20 protein-coding genes and 1 pseudogene are annotated in these 18,860 nt (G+C 35.2%); 10 read left to right on the forward strand and 11 right to left on the reverse strand.

The genetic code is table 11. The features are described from left to right. Positions 1–15 precede the first annotated feature (15 nt). Positions 16–597 (forward strand): K(+)-transporting ATPase subunit C, encoded by a 582-nt coding sequence (kdpC, locus tag BGI23_RS03935; RefSeq protein WP_070805261.1) that lies wholly within the window; start codon positions 16–18, stop codon positions 595–597. A 56-nt stretch (positions 598–653) separates the two neighbouring features. Beyond that, on the forward strand, positions 654–1,808 hold the full coding sequence (kdpDN, locus tag BGI23_RS03940) for a KdpD-like non-kinase potassium sensor (RefSeq protein ID WP_083322650.1): 1,155 nt from the start codon (positions 654–656) through the stop codon (positions 1,806–1,808). A gap of 24 nt (positions 1,809–1,832) precedes the next feature. On the opposite strand, the gene BGI23_RS03945 is transcribed toward kdpDN, so the two are convergent. Further along, positions 1,833–3,014 carry an MFS transporter gene (locus tag BGI23_RS03945; protein ID WP_070805263.1) on the reverse strand — a complete coding sequence of 394 codons (1,182 nt, stop codon included), beginning with the start codon at positions 3,012–3,014 and terminating at the stop codon, positions 1,833–1,835. A 139-nt stretch (positions 3,015–3,153) separates the two neighbouring features. Here BGI23_RS03945 and BGI23_RS03950 point away from each other — a divergent pair, with 139 nt between their 5' ends. Together BGI23_RS03950 and BGI23_RS03955 are read left to right on the forward strand one after the other, a co-directional pair. Then, the gene (locus BGI23_RS03950) at positions 3,154–3,615 is read left to right on the forward strand and encodes a MarR family transcriptional regulator (RefSeq protein WP_070805264.1); all 462 of its coding nucleotides are present in this window, start codon (positions 3,154–3,156) and stop codon (positions 3,613–3,615) included. 128 nt (positions 3,616–3,743) lie between these two features. Then, positions 3,744–4,598 (forward strand): patatin-like phospholipase family protein, encoded by an 855-nt coding sequence (locus BGI23_RS03955; protein ID WP_070805265.1) that lies wholly within the window; start codon positions 3,744–3,746, stop codon positions 4,596–4,598. Positions 4,599–4,722: 124 nt separating this feature from the next. On the opposite strand, the gene BGI23_RS03960 is transcribed toward BGI23_RS03955, so the two are convergent. Next, on the reverse strand, positions 4,723–6,024 hold the full coding sequence (locus BGI23_RS03960; RefSeq protein WP_000482728.1) for an NCS2 family permease: 1,302 nt from the start codon (positions 6,022–6,024) through the stop codon (positions 4,723–4,725). A 201-nt stretch (positions 6,025–6,225) separates the two neighbouring features. Between BGI23_RS03960 and BGI23_RS03965 the strand changes: the two genes are divergently transcribed. The 3 genes from BGI23_RS03965 (at position 6,226) to BGI23_RS03975 (ending at position 8,277) form a co-directional block, all read left to right on the forward strand. After that, entirely contained in the window at positions 6,226–7,092 is an 867-nt protein-coding gene (locus BGI23_RS03965; RefSeq protein ID WP_070805266.1) for an SDR family oxidoreductase, read from the forward strand. Positions 7,093–7,159: 67 nt separating this feature from the next. Next, complete coding sequence (locus tag BGI23_RS03970) at positions 7,160–7,921, forward strand: L,D-transpeptidase (RefSeq protein ID WP_070805267.1); 762 nt, start codon at positions 7,160–7,162, stop codon at positions 7,919–7,921. A gap of 104 nt (positions 7,922–8,025) precedes the next feature. Next, entirely contained in the window at positions 8,026–8,277 is a 252-nt protein-coding gene (locus BGI23_RS03975; RefSeq protein WP_000834195.1) for a hypothetical protein, read from the forward strand. A 33-nt stretch (positions 8,278–8,310) separates the two neighbouring features. Here BGI23_RS03975 and BGI23_RS03980 read toward each other — a convergent pair whose 3' ends face one another. From BGI23_RS03980 to BGI23_RS04020, 9 genes are all read right to left on the reverse strand, one after another. Beyond that, positions 8,311–8,526, reverse strand: a complete 216-nt coding sequence (locus BGI23_RS03980) for a DUF1540 domain-containing protein (protein ID WP_001115394.1) — start codon at positions 8,524–8,526, stop codon at positions 8,311–8,313. Between the two features lie 72 nt (positions 8,527–8,598). Continuing rightward, complete coding sequence (locus tag BGI23_RS03985; RefSeq protein WP_070805268.1) at positions 8,599–9,018, reverse strand: thioredoxin family protein; 420 nt, start codon at positions 9,016–9,018, stop codon at positions 8,599–8,601. 12 nt (positions 9,019–9,030) lie between these two features. Then, positions 9,031–9,450 (reverse strand): disulfide formation protein C, encoded by a 420-nt coding sequence (locus BGI23_RS03990; protein ID WP_070805269.1) that lies wholly within the window; start codon positions 9,448–9,450, stop codon positions 9,031–9,033. Positions 9,451–9,615: 165 nt separating this feature from the next. Continuing rightward, positions 9,616–9,864 carry a YhdB family protein gene (locus BGI23_RS03995; protein ID WP_001195458.1) on the reverse strand — a complete coding sequence of 83 codons (249 nt, stop codon included), beginning with the start codon at positions 9,862–9,864 and terminating at the stop codon, positions 9,616–9,618. A gap of 117 nt (positions 9,865–9,981) precedes the next feature. Beyond that, complete coding sequence (locus BGI23_RS04000) at positions 9,982–10,494, reverse strand: PCYCGC domain-containing protein (RefSeq protein ID WP_070805270.1); 513 nt, start codon at positions 10,492–10,494, stop codon at positions 9,982–9,984. Between the two features lie 45 nt (positions 10,495–10,539). Beyond that, positions 10,540–11,649: a GerAB/ArcD/ProY family transporter gene (locus BGI23_RS04005; protein ID WP_070805271.1), complete on the reverse strand. Its 1,110-nt coding sequence runs from the start codon at positions 11,647–11,649 to the stop codon at positions 10,540–10,542. 16 nt (positions 11,650–11,665) lie between these two features. Beyond that, the gene (locus BGI23_RS04010) at positions 11,666–12,748 is read right to left on the reverse strand and encodes a Ger(x)C family spore germination protein (protein ID WP_070805272.1); all 1,083 of its coding nucleotides are present in this window, start codon (positions 12,746–12,748) and stop codon (positions 11,666–11,668) included. Further along, entirely contained in the window at positions 12,745–14,262 is a 1,518-nt protein-coding gene (locus BGI23_RS04015) for a spore germination protein (RefSeq protein ID WP_000467475.1), read from the reverse strand. Before BGI23_RS04015 ends, BGI23_RS04010 begins: the two co-directional genes overlap by 4 nt. 124 nt (positions 14,263–14,386) lie before the next feature. Then, positions 14,387–14,983 carry a hypothetical protein gene (locus tag BGI23_RS04020; protein ID WP_070805273.1) on the reverse strand — a complete coding sequence of 199 codons (597 nt, stop codon included), beginning with the start codon at positions 14,981–14,983 and terminating at the stop codon, positions 14,387–14,389. A 232-nt stretch (positions 14,984–15,215) separates the two neighbouring features. Between BGI23_RS04020 and BGI23_RS04025 the strand changes: the two genes are divergently transcribed. The 3 genes and pseudogenes from BGI23_RS04025 to BGI23_RS26955 all read left to right on the forward strand — a co-directional run. Further along, complete coding sequence (locus BGI23_RS04025) at positions 15,216–15,776, forward strand: nitroreductase family protein (protein ID WP_000214808.1); 561 nt, start codon at positions 15,216–15,218, stop codon at positions 15,774–15,776. 114 nt (positions 15,777–15,890) lie between these two features. Then, entirely contained in the window at positions 15,891–17,309 is a 1,419-nt protein-coding gene (gene spoVR, locus BGI23_RS04030) for a stage V sporulation protein SpoVR (RefSeq protein ID WP_070805274.1), read from the forward strand. A 135-nt stretch (positions 17,310–17,444) separates the two neighbouring features. Beyond that, positions 17,445–18,814: pseudogene (locus BGI23_RS26955) on the forward strand (IS1182-like element ISBth7 family transposase); the annotation flags it as partial. Between the last annotated feature and the right edge of the window lie 46 nt (positions 18,815–18,860).

Consider the following 18,860-nt stretch of genomic DNA (forward strand, 5'->3'; position numbering starts at 1 on the left):
GAAGAGGGGAAAGAGATGGCGAAGAAACAAAGTATACTATCACCAATCATTCGTATTACTTTTACATTTTTAGTGTTGTGCGGACTTGTATATCCACTTATTGTTACTGGTATTGCACAAGCAGTCATGAAGGATAATGCGGATGGAAGTCTAATATATAATGATAAAAATGAAGTGATTGGTTCTAAATTAATCGGTCAAAATTTCACGGATCCACGTTATTTTCATGGGCGCGTTTCTAGTATTGAATATAAAGCAGAAGCGTCCGGTTCAAATAACTACGCACCGTCTAATCCAGATTTAGAGAAGCGAGTAGAGAAAAGTATTGAAGAGTGGAAGAAACAAAATCCGAGCGTTCCAGTTACAGAAGTACCAATCGATTTAGTGACAAATTCAGGTTCAGGGCTTGATCCTGACATTAGTCCGAAGGCAGCCTCCGTACAGGTAGAGCGTATCTCGAAATTAACGAAAATTCCGAAAGAAACACTAGAGCAATTGATTAAAGATCAAACAGAAGGTGCGGCACTTGGTTTATTTGGAGAAGATCGTGTGAATGTCTTAAAGTTAAATTTAGAGTTACAGAAAATAATGAAATAGTAACGGTGCTACCTCAATCTAATGGATTGAGGTAGTGTTGTTTCGAAAGAAAGGTTGTGTGTGTTTTGTATGCGGATGACTATAAACCGACGTTTCAAAGGCGAACGCCAGAAGAGTATTTAGAATATATTCGTCAGCAAAATCGTGGGAAGTTAAAGCTATATGTAGGGGCTGCTCCAGGAGTAGGAAAAAGTTATAAAATGCTCTTTGATGCTAGAGAGATAAAAAAGGATGGTACGGATATTGTAATTGGTTTAATTGAAACGCATGGGAGAAAAGAGACGGAAGACGCAATTGCTGATTTAGAAAAGGTTCCTTTAAAAGAAATAGAGTATAAAGGGAAAGTGTTTTATGAACTTGATGTGGAAGGAATTATAAAGCGTGCACCGCAAGTCGTTGTTGTGGATGAACTTGCACATAGTAATATTCCCAGCTCTAAAAACAAGAAGCGTTATATGGATGTACAAGAATTGTTAGAGGCTGGTATATCCGTATTGTCAGCGTTTAATATTCAGCATTTAGAAAGTGTTCATGATATTGTAGCTCAAATTACGAATGTAAAAGTAAGAGAACGAATTCCAGATTTTATTTTACAAAAAGCAAATGAAATTCAGCTCGTTGATGCAACGCCGGAAGTACTTCGGAAGAGGTTAATAGATGGAAAGATATATAAAGAAGAAAAAATTCAGCAAAGCTTACAAAATTTCTTTACGCTTAATAATTTAGGAGCACTAAGAGAATTATCACTTCGGGAAGTCGCTGACGATATGGACGAAAAGATTAGTCAAACAGTGATAGAACCAATCGGAGTGAAAGAAAAAATTCTCGTTTGTGTACAGTACAGTTCAACAGCAGAGAAATTAATAAGACGGGGCTGGCGCATGGCTGATCGGTTAAACGCTGAATTGTATGTATTAAATGTTGAAAGAGAAAATATAGACTCTCTTTCAGCTAGTAAAAAACAAACGATTGAAGAGTGGAAGTCGCTCACGAATCAATTTGATGCAAGTTTTGTATTAGAAGAAGCAAAAGGGAGAAAGCCTGCGGATGTTATTATTGAAGTTGCAAAAAGATTACAAGTAACGCAAATTTTACTTGGGCAATCAGCGAGAACGCGGTGGGAAGAAATTCGAAAAGGTTCTATTGTAAATGAAATTATGAGACAGACGAAACATATTGATATTCATATTGTTGCGGATCAAAGAGTTTAAAATAGAGCCGACCTTTCGGGGGCTCTATTTTGCTTTTTGTAAAGCATGAAAATGTAGCATTTTCATTGCGTATAAAATGATAAGTAGAAACATAATTGCACCTAGGAAGAAAATCCAAAAGTAGTTTTGGTTAAATAAAAGAAATCCACCTACAATAGGTCCAGTCCCCATACCGAGATAGCGGATGAAGTTGTACATACCGATAGCTGTTGCGCGTTCTTGTACGAATTCTTCTGTTAATAAAGTAGTGTGAGTTGGCATAGAAAGTCCCATACTAAAACCGTATAAAGATGTAACGATAATGAGGAATGGGATATTGACGCTATATGTGAAAGAGAATAAAGTGACACACATAATATTGAAGAAACTCGTAATGAATAAAGCTTGTTTTGTTGTGAGTCGTTTTTGCAAAAACTTGTAGTAATAACTTCCTATCATAATAGAAAGAGACATTGGTACAAACATAAGACCAATTTCACTTGCAGTTAAGTGAAATAAATTTGTTAAAATGCTCGGTAAAAAAACGAGGAAGCAAAAGTAAATAAAAAATTGAATAAAGCCAATAAGAGTAATAGAAAATCCAGTTTTATTTTTTAAGATAAGCCAGTAATTCTTTTTTGCTTGCGGTTGTTTCATTACAGTTGGTTTTGTTTCTGGAAGTAGAGAAATGTTTATCATTAATAAGAGAATGCCAAGTATAGATAAAAACAGAAATACGGATACATGGCCGTTTATACTGCCGAGATAACCACCAATGAGGGGGACAATCGTAGGTGCAAGAGCAAGTAACATTTGATAAAGGCTCATTGCTTCTCCTCGTTCTTTTCCTTCAAACAAATCACCAATAATCGTTGCTGAAACTACAGGTATAGCCGCTATTCCTATAGCTTGAATAACTCTAAAAAAGAGAAATAAATAAATGTTTGCCGAAAAAGCACATCCGATTGAACCAATTGTACTAATGACTAAACTAGGGATAAGGACGGATTTTCTCCCTTTTGTATCAATTAAAGGTCCATATACGATCTGCATAATTGCAAGAATGAATGTGAAAAGTGAAACTGTGACATTTACAAGATAAGGAGAAGTATGAAAAGAACCTTGAATCATGGGCAAGATAGGTGTGTAAATATTTTGAGCGAAGGAACCGAGTAAGGCACTAATACAGACAACATATAAAATGAAATGTAGTTTGGATTTTTTCATTATGTTAACCTCCTTCTTTTTAGTTTCCTTGGAAACTAAATTTATTTTAACATGTTTTTCTAACTTGTAAATATGAAAAAATGATTTTAAAATGGTATATAGTTAAATTGTTTCTTTGGAAACTTAGGGGGCGAATAGATTGGATTATACAACGAAACAAATGGAAATACTTTCGAACATTCGTACACTTTTGCATAAAAGAGAAGAACATTTGAAAGGACAAAATGAGAAGTTTCTTCGTGAGACGGGTGTAAGTAGTATGTCTTTATCTGAGTTACATGTAATCGAATGTATCGGAAAAAATGGTTTGATGAATGTAACGGCAATTACCACAGAAATGGGTATGACGAAGGGAGCAATCTCTAAAATTTGTACAAAGTTGTTCCAAAAGAAATTCGTTGAGAAGATGCAAATGTTAGATAATCAAAAAGAAATTTTCTTCCGCTTAACGGAAAGTGGAAATGAAATATATAAAGCTCATGAGAAATTGCATAAACAAGCTGAAGAAAAGTGGCTGTTACTTTTAGATAGATACACGAAAGAAGAACAAGATTTTATTCAAAGGTTCGTAAAGGATGTCTCCGATCATTTGGAAATATAATTGGAAGAAAAAATTCCATTTTCTCAAGTCTTTTAAATATAATTTCTGAAAGAACTCATATATAATAGAAAAAGATACTTAACATAGTGAATAATTAAAGAGTCAATATATATAGAGGAGAGAGTAACATGCTTGAAAATACAGGGTTAGTATTAGAAGGCGGCGGTATGCGTGGTGTATATACGGGCGGGATATTAGAATACTTTATGGAACAAGATTTATATTTTCCATATGTAATCGGTGTATCAGCTGGTGCTTGTCATGCAGCGTCGTATCTTTCCAGACAAAGAAATAGAAATAAAACAGTAAATATTGATTATGCATCACATCCGAAATATTTATCGTATAAAAACTTATGGAGAAAACGTCAGCTATTTGATATGGATTTTATTTTTCATGAAATCCCAGAAAAGCATGTGCCGTTTGATTTTGAAACATACTTTAATAGCCCAGAGCGTTTCCTTGTAGGAACGACGGATTGTGAAACAGGACAGTCTGTTTATTTCGAAAAAGAAGGAACGAATGATGATGCGCTAAATTTATTACAAGCGTCTAGTTCATTACCTTTCATTGCACCAGTAGTAAATTACCGAGGTAAACAATTATTAGATGGCGGGATTTCTGATCCAATTCCAGTTCGTAAAGCACAAGAAGATGGATTTAAAAAATCAGTTGTTATTTTGACGAGAAATCACGGTTACGCAAAGAAAAAATCAAGATTTGGGTGGATTGCTGCGAAAGCTTATAAAAAATATCCGAATCTTGTTAACACGATGCTAAATCGCTATGAAGTGTATAATGAAACACTGCACTACATTGAAAAAGAAGAACAAGCTGGGAATTTATTTGTTATTCGCCCAGAAGTGCCGCTTCAAGTAGATCGTATGGAAAAAGATACAGCAAAACTACAAAATCTATATGAGCAAGGCTATGAAGATGCAAAGAGACAGTTTGCAGATTTACAGTCGTTTTTACAAAAATAAGTATTAGGCTGTGGAGAAGAGTTTCTCCACAGCCTTTTTATATTGCTTTTAAAAAGGAAAATAGAGCTTCGAATTTCGATGCTCTATTTTTTATGTATAAAAAAATCCCTCTTTATGAGGGATTTTAATGCGGTAAGAATATCAATTGATAAGCAAACAAAATTCCAAATACATATACAAGTGGGTGAACAGCACGGAATTTACCTTTTGCCACTTTCATAAGTGGATATGAAATAAATCCAAGTGCAATACCTGTTGCGATACTTGATGTAAGTGGCATGCTTAAGATTACTAAGAATGCTGGGAATGCTTCATCAAATGCGTCCCAATCGATATGGCGAACTGAACCCATCATAAGACTACCAACGATAATTAGTGATGGTGCAGTAATAGCTGATACACCAGAAACGGCACTTACTAATGGTCCGAAGAATGCTGCTAGAGCGAATAGAACAGCTACTGTAACAGTTGTTAAACCAGTACGACCACCAGCTGCAACACCAGCAGAAGATTCAATGTAAGCTGTTGATGGTGTTGTTCCGAACATAGAACCGATTGTTGCTGAGAATGAGTCAGATAGAAGAGCTCGTCCAGCTTTTGGAAGCTTTCCGTCTTTCATAAATCCACCTTGTTGAGCAACGCCAAGTAATGTACCTGTTGTATCGAATAGTGTAACAAGGAAAAATGAGAATACAACGCCGTATAATCCATAGTTAATTACGTCAGATACAGCAGTAATTGGATTGGAAACGATAATTCCTTCTGGTAATCCAGGCATTGATGTAACGCCGTTTGAGAATGTTAATTGTCCTGTGAAGAAAGCGATAATACCAGTTAATAGCATACCGATAAAGAGTGCGCCATTTACATTTAAAGACATAAGAACAATCGTAATTCCAAGTCCAGCTAATGCTAGTAGTACTGGAGCAGAGTGAAGATCACCAAGTCCAACTAAGTTTGCTTCATTTTTTGTAACGATACCTGTTAAACGTAAACCGATAAAGGCGATGAAAAGACCGATACCAGCAGTAATTGCATGTTTTAAGTTTTCAGGAATTGCTTCCATTAATTTTGTACGGAAAGATGTGAATGATAACAAAATTAAAATCATACCTGCTACGAATACAGCAGAGAATGCAATTGCGAAAGTCATGCCTTCATGAGCTTTTACAACAGAGTAAGAGAAGTAAGCATTTAATCCCATACCTGGTGCAATTGCGATTGGTAAGTTTGTAAAGATCGCCATAAATAATGTTCCGACAACAGCAGCGATAATTGTTGCTGTAAATGCTTGTTCAAATGGAACACCTGCATCCCCAAGGATAACTGGGTTTACGACAATGATATATGCCATTGTTAAGAAGGTAATAATACCTGCCATAATTTCAGTTTTAATAGAAGTTTTATGTTTTGAAAGGTTAAACATATAAACATCCTTTCTGTTTACGAATAATTTTCACAACAGTTATATATAATATTCGTTTTTTATCTATTTTGCAATAGTTTTGCATAAAAAGTTTACAACAATTCATATTTTGTGTCTTAAATTCGAATATTAATCGTAAACCAATGTGTGAATTTCAGTTTTTATTATGTACATTATAAGGAAAAGGAGTTGAAAGAAGCTATGCCACAGCAAAAAAACTTTGTAACAATGCCAGCGCAACATCAAAATAAACAGCCTGGTATTGAATCATTAATGAATCCACTTCCGCAGTTTGAAGATCCAAATTATAAAGGTAGCGAAAAGTTAAAAGGAAAGAATGTATTAATTACAGGGGGAGATAGTGGGATTGGACGAGCTGTTTCCATCGCTTTTGCGAAAGAGGGAGCAAATATTGCGATTGCTTATTTAGATGAGGAAGAAGATGCTAATGAGACGAAGCAGTATGTTGAGAAAGAAGGTGTAAAGTGTGTATTGTTGCCGGGTGATTTAAGTGATGAACAGCATTGTAAAGATGTTGTTCAAGAGACCGTCCAGCAGCTAGGTAGTTTACAGGTTTTAGTAAATAATGTCGCGCAGCAATATCCGCAGCAAGGACTAGAGTATATTACAGCAGAACAGCTAGAAAAGACTTTTCGTATTAATATTTTTTCTTATTTTCACGTTGCGAAAGCCGCACTTTCTCATTTAAAGCAAGGGGATGTCATTATAAATACCGCGTCTATCGTTGCATACGAAGGAAATGAAACGTTAATTGATTATTCCGCAACGAAAGGGGCAATCGTTGCTTTCACAAGATCACTTTCTCAGTCATTAGTGCAAAAAGGGATTCGTGTAAATGGTGTTGCGCCCGGACCGATTTGGACACCACTTATTCCATCGAGCTTTGATGAGAAAAAAGTATCACAGTTTGGAAGCAATGTTCCGATGCAAAGGCCTGGTCAACCGTATGAATTAGCGCCAGCATACGTATATTTAGCGTCTAGCGATTCATCCTATGTTACCGGGCAAATGATACACGTAAATGGGGGCGTTATTGTAAATGGATAGTTTTCATTTATAAGAGTAAAGTAAAGTTAATTCCACTTATTATAGTGGCGCTAGGGGAGGGATATAGGTGAAAAAATTATGTTTCGTCATACTATTATTTTTCATCCTACCGGTTAGTGCCTTTGCTAATACAGATCATCTAATATTAGTGAATCTTACGACAAACCAATTATCTTTTTTTGAAAATGGAAATTATACAAAAACATTCCCCGTAACAACTGGAAGAGATCGTACACCTACGCCTGAAGGTAATTTTTGTATTATAACTAAATATAAAAATAAAGAATACCATCGGAAAAAAATAGCTGGTGGTGCACCGAATAACCCTCTTGGTACGAGATGGCTTGGACTAGATAAAAATGAATATGCGATTCACGGGACAAATCGGGAATGGACAATTGGAAGTAGGGAGTCAAATGGTTGCATTCGTATGCATGACAGAGATATACAGTGGCTATATGACCGAGTCCAATTACAAACAAAAGTAATCATTTCCCGTTTTCATACGAGCCCTGAATATGAGGCGAATAAGCTTGGCTACCGCGTCGTGAGCTGGAATGGTCGTAAAGTAGAGGAAGAGCAAATTGGCGTGCTTACGTTAGTAGACCGTGCCGATATATATTGGCAAGAACCGAATGGACAGCTAACGAAAGTGAAAACGGTATTGCCGAATGAAAGATATAAAGTGTATTCAAAGCGAAAAGATGGAATATATTATATAGGAAACAATTTGTATATTGTGGATGAAACTGGAGAGAAAATTCGTTACGAGCAAATTCCTTCTTCGGTTTTAAGTAATATATATAAACGAAAATATAATGTTCCGTAATAGGCTACCGTATTATAGACGGTAGCTTATTTCTACTTCGAGTTTAACTGCAACTATTGGATTTTGCTGAATATAATACAGTACAGATAGGGGGCGGTTACATTATGAAAAGTGAATTTGCCTTTAAAGTTTTCTTAGTAACGACCTGTTTATTTATCGTGTATTTGTATGCGTTTCTCGTCTTTTCGTTTTATGTTCCATATGTTGATTTAATATTGTTCTTCGGATTTATTTGGGCGTTTGTTAAGGCGAGAGAAGGGGAGAAGAGTATATATCGGCGCATTACGTTATGCGGGACGGCCGTTCTCGTTATTTTGTACTTTTTTATTATGCATGATTTTTGGAGGGGGATGTAAAAAAGCATACGATTAGTCGTATGCTTTTTATGTTTAATATTTTGGCTTAAATGTATGGCAACAAGTCTCTACACTTGTTGTTACAGAACTTTCTAGCGTCTCGTTTGTTAAAACTGCGCTTGTATACGAATCATTTGTATTCGAACCCGTTTCTTCAGCATCTGGTTGAACAATGATTGCACTTGCTTGACAAAAGTTACCTTGTCCCCAAAATGAGCAATTGGAAACAGAACATTTTACTTCTGGCATAAAACCCCCTCCTTATACATTAGTTTGGAATTTTACGTCCATTTCATGTGTAGAAGGAGTTTCCTTTTCTCGTTATTTTTTCGTTTGTTCAAACCATTCTTTGAACTTTTCTTTTGATTGTTCGCCGCTAATACGGCTTACTTCTTTACCATCTTTAAAATGAATAATTGTAGGTGTGCCTTTAATATCATACTTATCCCAAGGCTCGTTTAAATTTTCAATATCAATTACTTTCATATCAACATTTAAATCTTTCGCTAAAGGTACAACAGTAGGAGAGACCTTTTGACAATGAACACAAGAGGTTTGATAAAAGTAAATCGTTTGTTCTTTTTTATCTTCTATATTTTTATTGAGATCCTCAAGAGAAATTTTATTTGAGTAGTAATCTTTTTCATTTGTCGATGCGTTTTTCTTTTCCATTTGTGCTACAGCAAACATTGCCGCAAATAAAACGATAATAATACCGCCAAATATAAGTATTTTTTTCATTCTTTCATCTCCTTATTTGTTTTTAATGACAATAAAGCTACAAACAGCGATTGTAATAAAGCCGATAAGTGCTAAAAACGGGATTGTCACAAAGCCGAACCAGTTTATGTATTCTCCCGTACATGGTACGCGGCCGCAAGCTGCCCCAGCAGCTGAAAATGCTGCGATCTTTTGAATTGCATAGTGATATAAAGAAATACAAGCACCAATACTTGCGATTGGTAAAGAATAATTTGCGATGCGATAGTCTTTTTTTACTACAGCGATACCGAGCCATAAAACGAATGGATACATAAAAATACGTTGATACCAACAAAGGGCACAAGGCTCAAATTTCATGATTTCGGAAAAGTATAGACTTCCTAGTGTAGCAATAAAAGAAGCTCCCCACGCGGTAAATAAAGCATATTCTTGCTTTTTTTCTCGTCCCATATTTTATACCTCTCTTATAATAGTTACATACTAAATTATAGTATGAAGTGGTACAGAAAAGAAAGAAAAAATATGTTTATCAATAAAAGTTTTATAAGGGGAAACTTTTATTGATATGAACATTTTAAAAAAGCGCTATTCTCCAGAAGAGAATAGCGCTATAGTTTACATTTGAATTTGCTCTACTTCTTCTATATGTGACTTTTGGGATGCGTGGTCAATATATTGAAATAGGAGCTGCAATTGTTTATCAACTTCTGGCAGTTCTTTACTGTATTGATAAGCGTGTAAAAAATGCTCAATACGCTTAGAAAATAATTGATCGTTCGTTTGAACCATGAGAACGAGTAATTTATCCCAATTACAGCAATACGTGTAATAGAGAGCTTTATCATAGTCGTTATATGTTTGCACTGTGTACCCTCCTTACCGAGAGTTATATATAGTGTGTGATAAGTAAGGAGAAATACACTTGAAAGAATTTGTTAAGAAAAAAAGTGAATGAAAAAAAACGAGGTGTTTCCTCGTTTTTTAAGCTTTTGGCATTGGCGTAGGTGTTGGTTTTCCATAGCCTTCTTTGTATTTATTGTCGATATAGTTACGAATTTCAAGCGTTGATTTTCCTTTTTGTTGCATCGAAGCAGATTCAACTGCAATTTCTAGGCAATTGACGCAAGTCGTTGCATGGGAATCCCAAACAACTTCACCATTTTTTTTAATTTCACGAATAAAGCAATTTTTATTATTTTTATGTCCTACACTTTCACCGCAACCACAGTAACATGGAATCCAATCTAATAGCTCTACATTTTGTCCAGCGACAGTGTAAATGTCTTTCATTTGTGGATCAAGCTTGTCTAGGAAGGTAGGAAGTGTGTTGACTCCTTTTGTTTTCTCTTGAATGTCAGCTTGCTGAGTATGCGATGCGTGGTCATGTTCTTCTTTTTTTGATTCAGAAGATTTTTGGTCATTTGTACTAGTACTTCCGCATCCAGCAAGAATTAAACTCAGTACTGCAAGTAAAGAAAATACATACTTTTTCATACGCTTGTCCCCTTTACAAATGTATTAATCAAATTGTATCAGAGATTATGGTGTGTCGGGTGAAGATTTTTTTGACCGATTTTTGAAATGCCATCGTAGTGAATGGAATACAAATAAAATCGGGATATAAGCGTATACAATATATAAGCCAGCTTGAGATAGGACTGTATTTAATGTGTTGATACTTTCACGGTTTGTGAAAAATAAGGAAGCTGTAAAGACCATGAAAATAAAAAATGGTAATGTGAATTTAAAGGGAATATGGAATGAACGCTTCATCGTTTGACATGATGACCAAATGGTTAAGCAAAGGTTTGGCAAAATAATTAAAAACCAAACAAAAATAATAATGTATTCAAAGCGTTGAATAAAAGGAACCTTAATGATTTTTAACATTGTTAAAGTAGGCCAAATCGTGTGATTTAATTGCCCCTCGCTATAATACATAAAAGATACGATGGCTAAAACTACATAAATTAATGTACTAAAAACAATACCTGCATGAGCCCATCTTTTTAAGGATTTTCCTTTTTCAATAAATGGATAGAAGATTAGGATTGCTTCAAAACCAAGAAATTCTAAAGCAGAGTGTTTTGCTGATATGAGCATGTCAAAAGGTGAATGTGTAAAAACAGGTAAAATATTACGAAAATGTGCATATTTCAGCGGATAAATTAAAAAGAACACAACGAAAATAGGAAGCACAATGCCCCAAAAGCATATCCCTGTTACAGAGCGGAACCCGCCTTTTATAATATAGCAAGTCACTAATAAAAACATAAGGGTAAGTTTCCATAATTTAATAGTAGGGAAAATCCAAACTTGTATTACTTCCATATATGTGCGAAGAACAGTAAGGCAAAATAATAAGCAATAAAGAGTAAAAATTACGGAAAATATAGAACCGATCCATTTTCCAAAGGTCGTCGTATGAATGCTAATCAAATCTCCATCTTTTTCTAACATTTTTAGCATGCAAAACAGTACAATGTGAGTTGCCATGCCTGCTATGATTAGAGAAATCCAAGCGTCATAACCAGCATTTTTTAAAATTACACGTTGATATCCAAGAACTCCTATTCCAATTTGAAGCGAATGTAATAATATAAAGGCAAAGTATGGAGAGACTGTCTTTGATTTATTCATTGTATTCATTGCTTATTTCACCTCACTATTCCCCGATTCCAGATTGTACAATATTAAGATCTAAATTTATATCTACGGCTACGTTTTTATACATATTTCGAATTTGTTTTATATTCCATTTTCTCGTATGACTTCTAATTTCATCGCGTATGCCTAAAGGATCAATTTCCTTTTTTTGAAATTGTTTTATTAAATCTTCACAGTCTTTTTCAACATTGCGTTCAATTTGTTTCTTTATATAGTTGATATTTGTTTCTTTTCTCAAATCAATCCAATTAGGAGAGTTTTTAATCAATCCATTTAATTTTAAATGGATTTTTACTTTTGGTATGTCACCAGTTTGATCAATATCATACTTACTTTCCCCAGCTAAGTTTTGTATGACAACCATCCCTTTATGTTTATCCTTTGTTATCGCCGCTTCGTAACGCCCATTTTTGGTAGGATTAATTAGCAGTTTTGCTAAAACAGAATGTCTTTTATCCGTATACATGATGACTTTATCACCTTTTAAAAAGGCAAGTCCTTTGACAGCGACGGAATGATTATCGCCCATTTTTATATAAGGAACGTAGGCATCACATACAGAAGAGTAGTAATTATATAAAAAAACATTTAATTCAGTTTGTGGAATGTTCTCATTTCTTATATTTTGCTCGAGTAAATCAGCAATATATAATGATCCATTTTGTTTGCCATAATTTAAAAGTTCTTCAGCTGATCCATCTACAATTGCTAGTTGTATATCACGCCCGATATTTGGATCACGTTGTAAGTTAGTAATAATCTCTCCCATTCCTTGTTCTCCTAAATCTTTTCCAAATAGAACGACACGCATTTGACCCACAACAACATTGTGAGGGGATTTCGCATTTAATCGTGAAGCGATTGTTTCAAGTGAACGAGCAGATGTTGATTGTGTCTCAGGCTTAGACTTTACACCATGCGTGTATTCTGGGAATAAGATCGTCCCTTGGAATTGTTTGTTTTTTGTAATATCAAATCCAGCAATATGAATAATGCGCTGTGTATCCACTATATACGTTTGTGTACAGCCAGTTTGTAGAACAAAAAAGATTATAATAAGGAATAATAAAAGTTTTTTCATTCATTATCACCATCACGTTTTTGCTTCACTTTGTTCGGATTATAGCGCCATTTTGATTTTGGTCTAAGGAAAGAAGGCCTTTGTGCTGTTTGACTAAATGGTAATCGAAGAAAACCTTCTGCTGTACCTAAACCACGAAATGGATATAAAGGTAATAAATAAGGTGATCCAAGTGATTTTAATTTAATTAAATGAGCTAAAATAAATACAAATCCGACAATAAGGCCTAATCCTCCGAATGCGCCGGCTAAAAGAATAAGCGGAAATCGTAACAACCGGATAGTAGAAGACATTTTTACAGTCGGTGTTGTGAAAGATGCAAGAGCGGATAAAGCAACTGCAATTAATAAAATTGTACTTGTTAAAGCGGCTTCAACAGATGCTTGCCCAATTACAATCCCGCCAACAATACCAATTGTTTGTCCTACTTTCGTCGGTAAACGTGCTCCCGCTTCACGAAGCAATTCAATTGTAATTTCTAAAAAGAGTGCTTCTAGAATAGGAGGGAAAGGTACGTTAGCTCTCGAGAAAATAATAGGACCTAGTAAATCGGCAGGAATCATTTGATAATGATATGTTAAAGCCGCTGTATAAATAGCGGAGGAAAAAAGAGAAAATATAGCCCCGAAAAAACGAATAACACGAAAGAACGATCCAATCATCCACGGTAAATAATAATCTTCTGGTGAAATGAAAAAATCTAGTAACGTTGTTGGTCCTGATAAAGCATATGGAGAGCCATCTGTTAAAATTAAAACTTCCCCGTTAATTAAAGCAAATACAGCTCGATCTAATCGTTCTGTAGGTAATAGAACAGGAAAAGGTGAATTGCTATTATCACTAATAAATTGCTCAATCATAGTTGCATCAAATGGGACATCGAAGTCAATGTCTTCTAGCCGTTGTATTGCGGTGTTGATAAATTGTTCATTTGTAACGCCTTCTATATAAGCAACAGCTACTTTCGTTTTTGACATAGATCCGACGGTAACTTCTTTAAAAATGAGTTGCTCTGTTACAATATTTCGGCGTAATAAGTGTATATTTGTATCAAGGTTTTCAACGAAACCGATTTTAGGCCCAATTACGCTATATTCATTTTCTGTATCGTTATATAATCGTGTTCCTAAAACAGTACTTTCGGCGCGAATTAAAGCATATTGATCGGGATTCGAATTATTTTTTAAGCGTATTAAAATATATCCACCTAATAATTTCTCACGAATATCATCAATAGAAGGGGAGGTAATAATATCTTCAATAGAGACAATATTGCATAAATCAGAGATGTTTTGGATTTGTTCAGATTCCTTTTTTAGAGGAGTTAAAATAAATTGTTTAATAATAAGTGCTTCCACGACAGATTTATAATAAAACAAGCATAACGTGTCATCGTCAAGTACGTTATAGGAGACAAAATCGCTAGATTCTTTCATGCTTTTTATAAATTCTGGAATAGAACAAATTGTTTTTGTACTATTCTTTTTGGATTTCTTAGATGATAAACCGAACATTTTCTCACCCCTAACATATATCATTTACTTGTGTTAGTTTTTGGGAAAGACGGGAATTTATACTTGAAAATTGAAAGTTCATAAACAAAAGGAAGAGTATTAAAAAACTCTTCCTTTTGTTGTATTAATTTGTTTTCTTTTCTTTAATCGGCTTTACTAATTTAATTATTTCTACTCGTATATCTTCTTTCTTTACATTTAATTTTTCAGCAATTTGTTTCATATCCATTCCGTCTTTTTTCATTTTTAGCACATCATCAAGGGGAGTATTACTTTTTTGAGAGATGATTGTTAATACCGTGAGCTGACGTAATCCGATATTATATTCTTTCATTTTTTGTTTTAGCCCGTCTGGTGTAGATTTTTGCATATTTGCTAATTCTTGCAGCAGCGCCTTTTTCGTTTCTTTATTCATATGATGCTTTTTCAACTTACTTGGATCTACCCCGAAATGCTCAGCTGTTTTCTCCCAAGATTTATTTTGCTTATAGTAAGCTAAAACGTCCTTAATTTCTTTTTTACTCATTCTTGCAATGTGGGCAGCTTTCCAAATTTCATGTTTGTTATAGCCGAGTTTTTCGAACGATTGCATTTCTTCTTCTGAAATTGGCTTATGATGATGCAATGTTACTTCTTTTGGCGTAGCAGCGGAAGCAGGGAAAGTAGCTATCCCGCATAATAATGCTGCCATAGTCATACTTACTACGATTTTTTTGTACATGTAAACTCCTCCTAGATGGATAATGTGGAAAACTTTACACATAGTATTTCCATAAAATGTGAAAAACTTGTGAACGAGCTAAGTTTTTTTATTCACAGTAGAAAAAGAAGTTTTTACAAGTTTTCCAACATAAAACATTGATTAATAGTAAAAAACTAGGTTATAATCGAAATTGAAAATCAATATCAATAATAAACGTATACATATAGATAAAAATAAGGGAGAGAAAAATATGACTACATATACTTCCATCGCAAATGTGATTAAAGAAAGACGTTCTGTTCGTACATTTACAGATAAAGCAGTAGACAAAGAGCTATTAATTGAACTATTAAACGACGCAACATGGGCACCGAATCATAAACACCGTGAACCATGGAATTGTAAATTATACATTGGAGAAGGCCGTAAGAAATTGGTAGATGCAGTATTAAACTCTTTCACAGAAGAAGAAAGAGCGAAACGCGGTAAAATTTTATCTGATCGTTTCTTAAGCACGCCAGCACAAATCGTTGTATATATAAATGAAGACCCACGTCAAATTCAACGTGACGAAGATTACGCTGCAACATGTGCATTTATGCAAAACTTCCAACTTCTTGCTTGGGAACGTGGATTAGGTTGTGTTTGGAAATCAGGCGGATTGAACTACAATCCATTATTTATAGAAGGACTCGGTTTAACTAGAGGTCAACGCATCGTTGGAATTCTTCACCTTGGCTACTTCGATAAAGCGCCAGAAGGAAAAGCTCGTACACCGATTACGGAGAAGATGGAGATTATTGAGGGGTAATAGATGAGACATTCTCGTTTTTATGAGGGTGTCTTTTTATTATGCAATCAATCCTCATGAAAGCTTGTTCTCAATCATACACTTTCTTAAGGGAAAGTGTAAGGAGGGAAAATAATGAGAGCAAGTGACGATAAAGCACTGCAATATGCGATTGCGGAAATTACGGAAATTGCGACTGGATTTGGGCTTGATTTTTATCCGATGCGTTATGAAATATGTCCAGCGGAAATTATTTATACATTTGGTGCATATGGGATGCCGACGCGGTTTTCACATTGGAGTTTTGGAAAACAGTTTTTCAGAATGAAATTACAATACGATTTAGGTCTTAGTAAAATATACGAACTCGTTATTAACTCTGATCCATGTTATGCCTTTTTATTAGATACGAACTCGTTAATTCAAAATAAATTAATTGTAGCGCACGTGTTAGCGCACTGTGATTTCTTTAAAAATAATATTCGTTTTTCAAATACGAAGCGAGATATGGTAGAAAGTATGTCAGCAACAGCTGAACGGGTGAAGGCATATGAGCATAAGTACGGAAAAGAAGAGGTAGAAACATTTTTAGATGCCGTACTTGCCATTCAAGAGCATATTGACCCGTCGCTTATGCGTCCGAAACTAGCGTGGAGTATTGATGATTTAGAAGAGGAAGAAGTAGAGAAGAAAAAGGCATCGCAATACGATGATCTATGGAATTTAGATAATCGAAATAAAAAGCAGGAACGCTCTAATGTACGTAAAAAGAAGAAAATCCCACCGCAGCCAGAGAAAGACTTACTTCTCTTTATTGAAGAATATAGCCGCGAGCTAGAAGATTGGCAGCGAGATATATTAACGATGATGCGTGAGGAAATGTTATATTTCTGGCCACAGCTTGAAACGAAGATTATGAACGAAGGCTGGGCATCATACTGGCATCAACGTATACTTCGTGAAATGGACTTAACATCTGATGAAGCAATCGAATTTGCGAAATTAAATGCAGGTGTCGTTCAGCCGTCAAAAACGAGCATTAATCCATACTACCTCGGTATTAAAATGTTTGAAGATATTGAAGAACGCTACAACAACCCGACAGAAGAAATGAAACGAAGAGGTGTCAAACCAGGATCTGGTCGTGACAAAATCTTTGAAGTGCGCGAAATCGAATGGGACGTATCGTTCTTAAGAAACTACTTAAATAAAGATCTCGTAATGAGAGAAGATATGTACTTATTCCAGCGCCAAGGAAAAGAATATAAAGTAATAGATAAAGAGTGGGAACATGTACGTGATCAGCTCGTAAATATGCGTACAAATGGCGGCTTCCCGTACTTAGTAGTAGAAGATGGAGACTACTTAAAGAATGGAGAATTGTACATTAAACATAGTTACGAAGGAATCGAGCTTGATTTAAAATACTTAGAAAAGGTATTACCATATCTTCATCAGCTATGGGGAAGAACGGTGCATATGGAGTCGATTGTGGAGAGTAAGGGTGTTGTGTTTTCTTATGATGGGAAGATGGTGCATCGGAAGTATGTGTGAGGGAAAGAACGGACATAGAATGCTATGTCCGTTCTTTCAGGCTGTGGAGAAAGGCCTTTCCACAGCCTGTTTTTGTGTCTGAACCTCTTTTTATGTGTCAACACTGATAAAAAAGAGGAAAAGGAGAGATTTCTTATGATGGGTGCTTTAAAAAATCATCGTGACGAGCGTGTATCTGTTTCTGTAGAAGAGTTGGTTCCACAAGATCATTTCCTTCGTGCAATTGAAGCGACAATTAGTTTTGATTTTATTGAAGAGAAGTTACGCCCTTATTACTGTGAAAACAATGGACGCCCGTCCATTCATCCTATTGTTTTATTTAAGATGATGTTTATTGGATATTTTTACGGTATTCGTTCTGAGCGTCAATTGGAAAAGGAGATTAAAACGAATATTGCCTACCGTTGGTTTTTAGGATTTTCTCTATCGGATACTATTCCTGATCATTCTACAATCAGTTGGAATCGTCGTACTCGTTTTATTCATACAAATATTTTCGAAGAAATTTTTGATGAGATTGTGAGACAAGCGACGGAGCACCGAATGGTAGGAGGACGTGCACTGATGACAGATTCTACCCATATTAAGGCCAATGCCAATAAAAATAAATTTGTACATAAATATAAAAAAGAAAAGGCAAAGTTTTATATAGATGAACTAGAAGCTGCGGTAATCGAAGATCGCGAGGTACATGGAAAAAAGAATTAAAACCTAGAAAGGAAAGTGATACCCCAACCAAAAAAACTCGTATAAGTACAACTGATCCAGATAGTGGGTTTTTAATGAGAGATGGAAAACCAAATGGTTTTCATTTCTTGGATCATCGTACGACTGATGCGAAATACAACATTATTACAGATACCTATGTAACGGCTGGAAATATGGCAGATTCCGAGCCGTATTTAGCACGCCTCCAAGCTCAGATTGATAAGTTCGGATTCAAAGTAGAAGCCGTCGCTCTTGATGCAGGCTATTTTACAGGCTATATCTGTAAGAAATTATCAGAACGGAATATATTTATGGTGATGGGGTATCGCCGATTTGGAAAACGAAATAAAGAAGTACCGAAAAACCAATTTAAATATGTAGAAGAAATGAACGTATTCGCTTGCCCAATGGGATGTATTTTAGAATATGTAACAACGGATCGTGAAGGGTATCGTCAATACAAATCAAATCCAGAAGACTGTGCTGTTTGTCCACTACGTGAAGTCTGCTTTTCGAAGAAACAAAAACAAAAAGTTATCACTCATCATATATGGGAGAAATATAAAGATATCGCTAGAAAAAACAAGCTCACATCTACAGGGAAAAAACTGTATAAAGTACGTTGTTCAACTATAGAGCGAAGCTTTGCGGACGCCAAAGAACTACATGGCTACCGCTATGCCCGGTTTCGAGGGCTGAAGTCTGTCCAAATACAAGCTTATCTCACCGCAGCTTGTCAAAACATGAAAAAAATAGCCCTCCATCTGACCAAAAAGGGTCAGGTGGAGGGCTATTTTTCTAAATTCTATTATTTTATGTTGTTTTTATTAGCTAAAATCAAAA

This window comes from Bacillus sp. ABP14, from assembly GCF_001831375.1.
Classification (GTDB): domain Bacteria; phylum Bacillota; class Bacilli; order Bacillales; family Bacillaceae_G; genus Bacillus_A; species Bacillus_A paranthracis.

What these genes read in the sequence shown, in the direction of transcription:
- kdpC (WP_070805261.1), top strand. Translation starts at nt 16, where the DNA reads ATGGCGAAGAAACAAAGTATACTATCACCAATCATTCGTATTACTTTT.
- BGI23_RS03945 (WP_070805263.1), bottom strand. Translation starts at nt 3,014, where the DNA reads ATGAAAAAATCCAAACTACATTTCATTTTATATGTTGTCTGTATTAGT.
- BGI23_RS03955 (WP_070805265.1), top strand. Translation starts at nt 3,744, where the DNA reads ATGCTTGAAAATACAGGGTTAGTATTAGAAGGCGGCGGTATGCGTGGT.
- BGI23_RS03960 (WP_000482728.1), bottom strand. Translation starts at nt 6,024, where the DNA reads ATGTTTAACCTTTCAAAACATAAAACTTCTATTAAAACTGAAATTATG.
- BGI23_RS03965 (WP_070805266.1), top strand. Translation starts at nt 6,226, where the DNA reads ATGCCACAGCAAAAAAACTTTGTAACAATGCCAGCGCAACATCAAAAT.
- BGI23_RS03975 (WP_000834195.1), top strand. Translation starts at nt 8,026, where the DNA reads ATGAAAAGTGAATTTGCCTTTAAAGTTTTCTTAGTAACGACCTGTTTA.
- BGI23_RS03980 (WP_001115394.1), bottom strand. Translation starts at nt 8,526, where the DNA reads ATGCCAGAAGTAAAATGTTCTGTTTCCAATTGCTCATTTTGGGGACAA.
- BGI23_RS03985 (WP_070805268.1), bottom strand. Translation starts at nt 9,018, where the DNA reads ATGAAAAAAATACTTATATTTGGCGGTATTATTATCGTTTTATTTGCG.
- BGI23_RS03990 (WP_070805269.1), bottom strand. Translation starts at nt 9,450, where the DNA reads ATGGGACGAGAAAAAAAGCAAGAATATGCTTTATTTACCGCGTGGGGA.
- BGI23_RS04000 (WP_070805270.1), bottom strand. Translation starts at nt 10,494, where the DNA reads ATGAAAAAGTATGTATTTTCTTTACTTGCAGTACTGAGTTTAATTCTT.
- BGI23_RS04005 (WP_070805271.1), bottom strand. Translation starts at nt 11,649, where the DNA reads ATGAATACAATGAATAAATCAAAGACAGTCTCTCCATACTTTGCCTTT.
- BGI23_RS04010 (WP_070805272.1), bottom strand. Translation starts at nt 12,748, where the DNA reads ATGAAAAAACTTTTATTATTCCTTATTATAATCTTTTTTGTTCTACAA.
- BGI23_RS04015 (WP_000467475.1), bottom strand. Translation starts at nt 14,262, where the DNA reads ATGTTCGGTTTATCATCTAAGAAATCCAAAAAGAATAGTACAAAAACA.
- BGI23_RS04020 (WP_070805273.1), bottom strand. Translation starts at nt 14,983, where the DNA reads ATGTACAAAAAAATCGTAGTAAGTATGACTATGGCAGCATTATTATGC.
- BGI23_RS04025 (WP_000214808.1), top strand. Translation starts at nt 15,216, where the DNA reads ATGACTACATATACTTCCATCGCAAATGTGATTAAAGAAAGACGTTCT.
- spoVR (WP_070805274.1), top strand. Translation starts at nt 15,891, where the DNA reads ATGAGAGCAAGTGACGATAAAGCACTGCAATATGCGATTGCGGAAATT.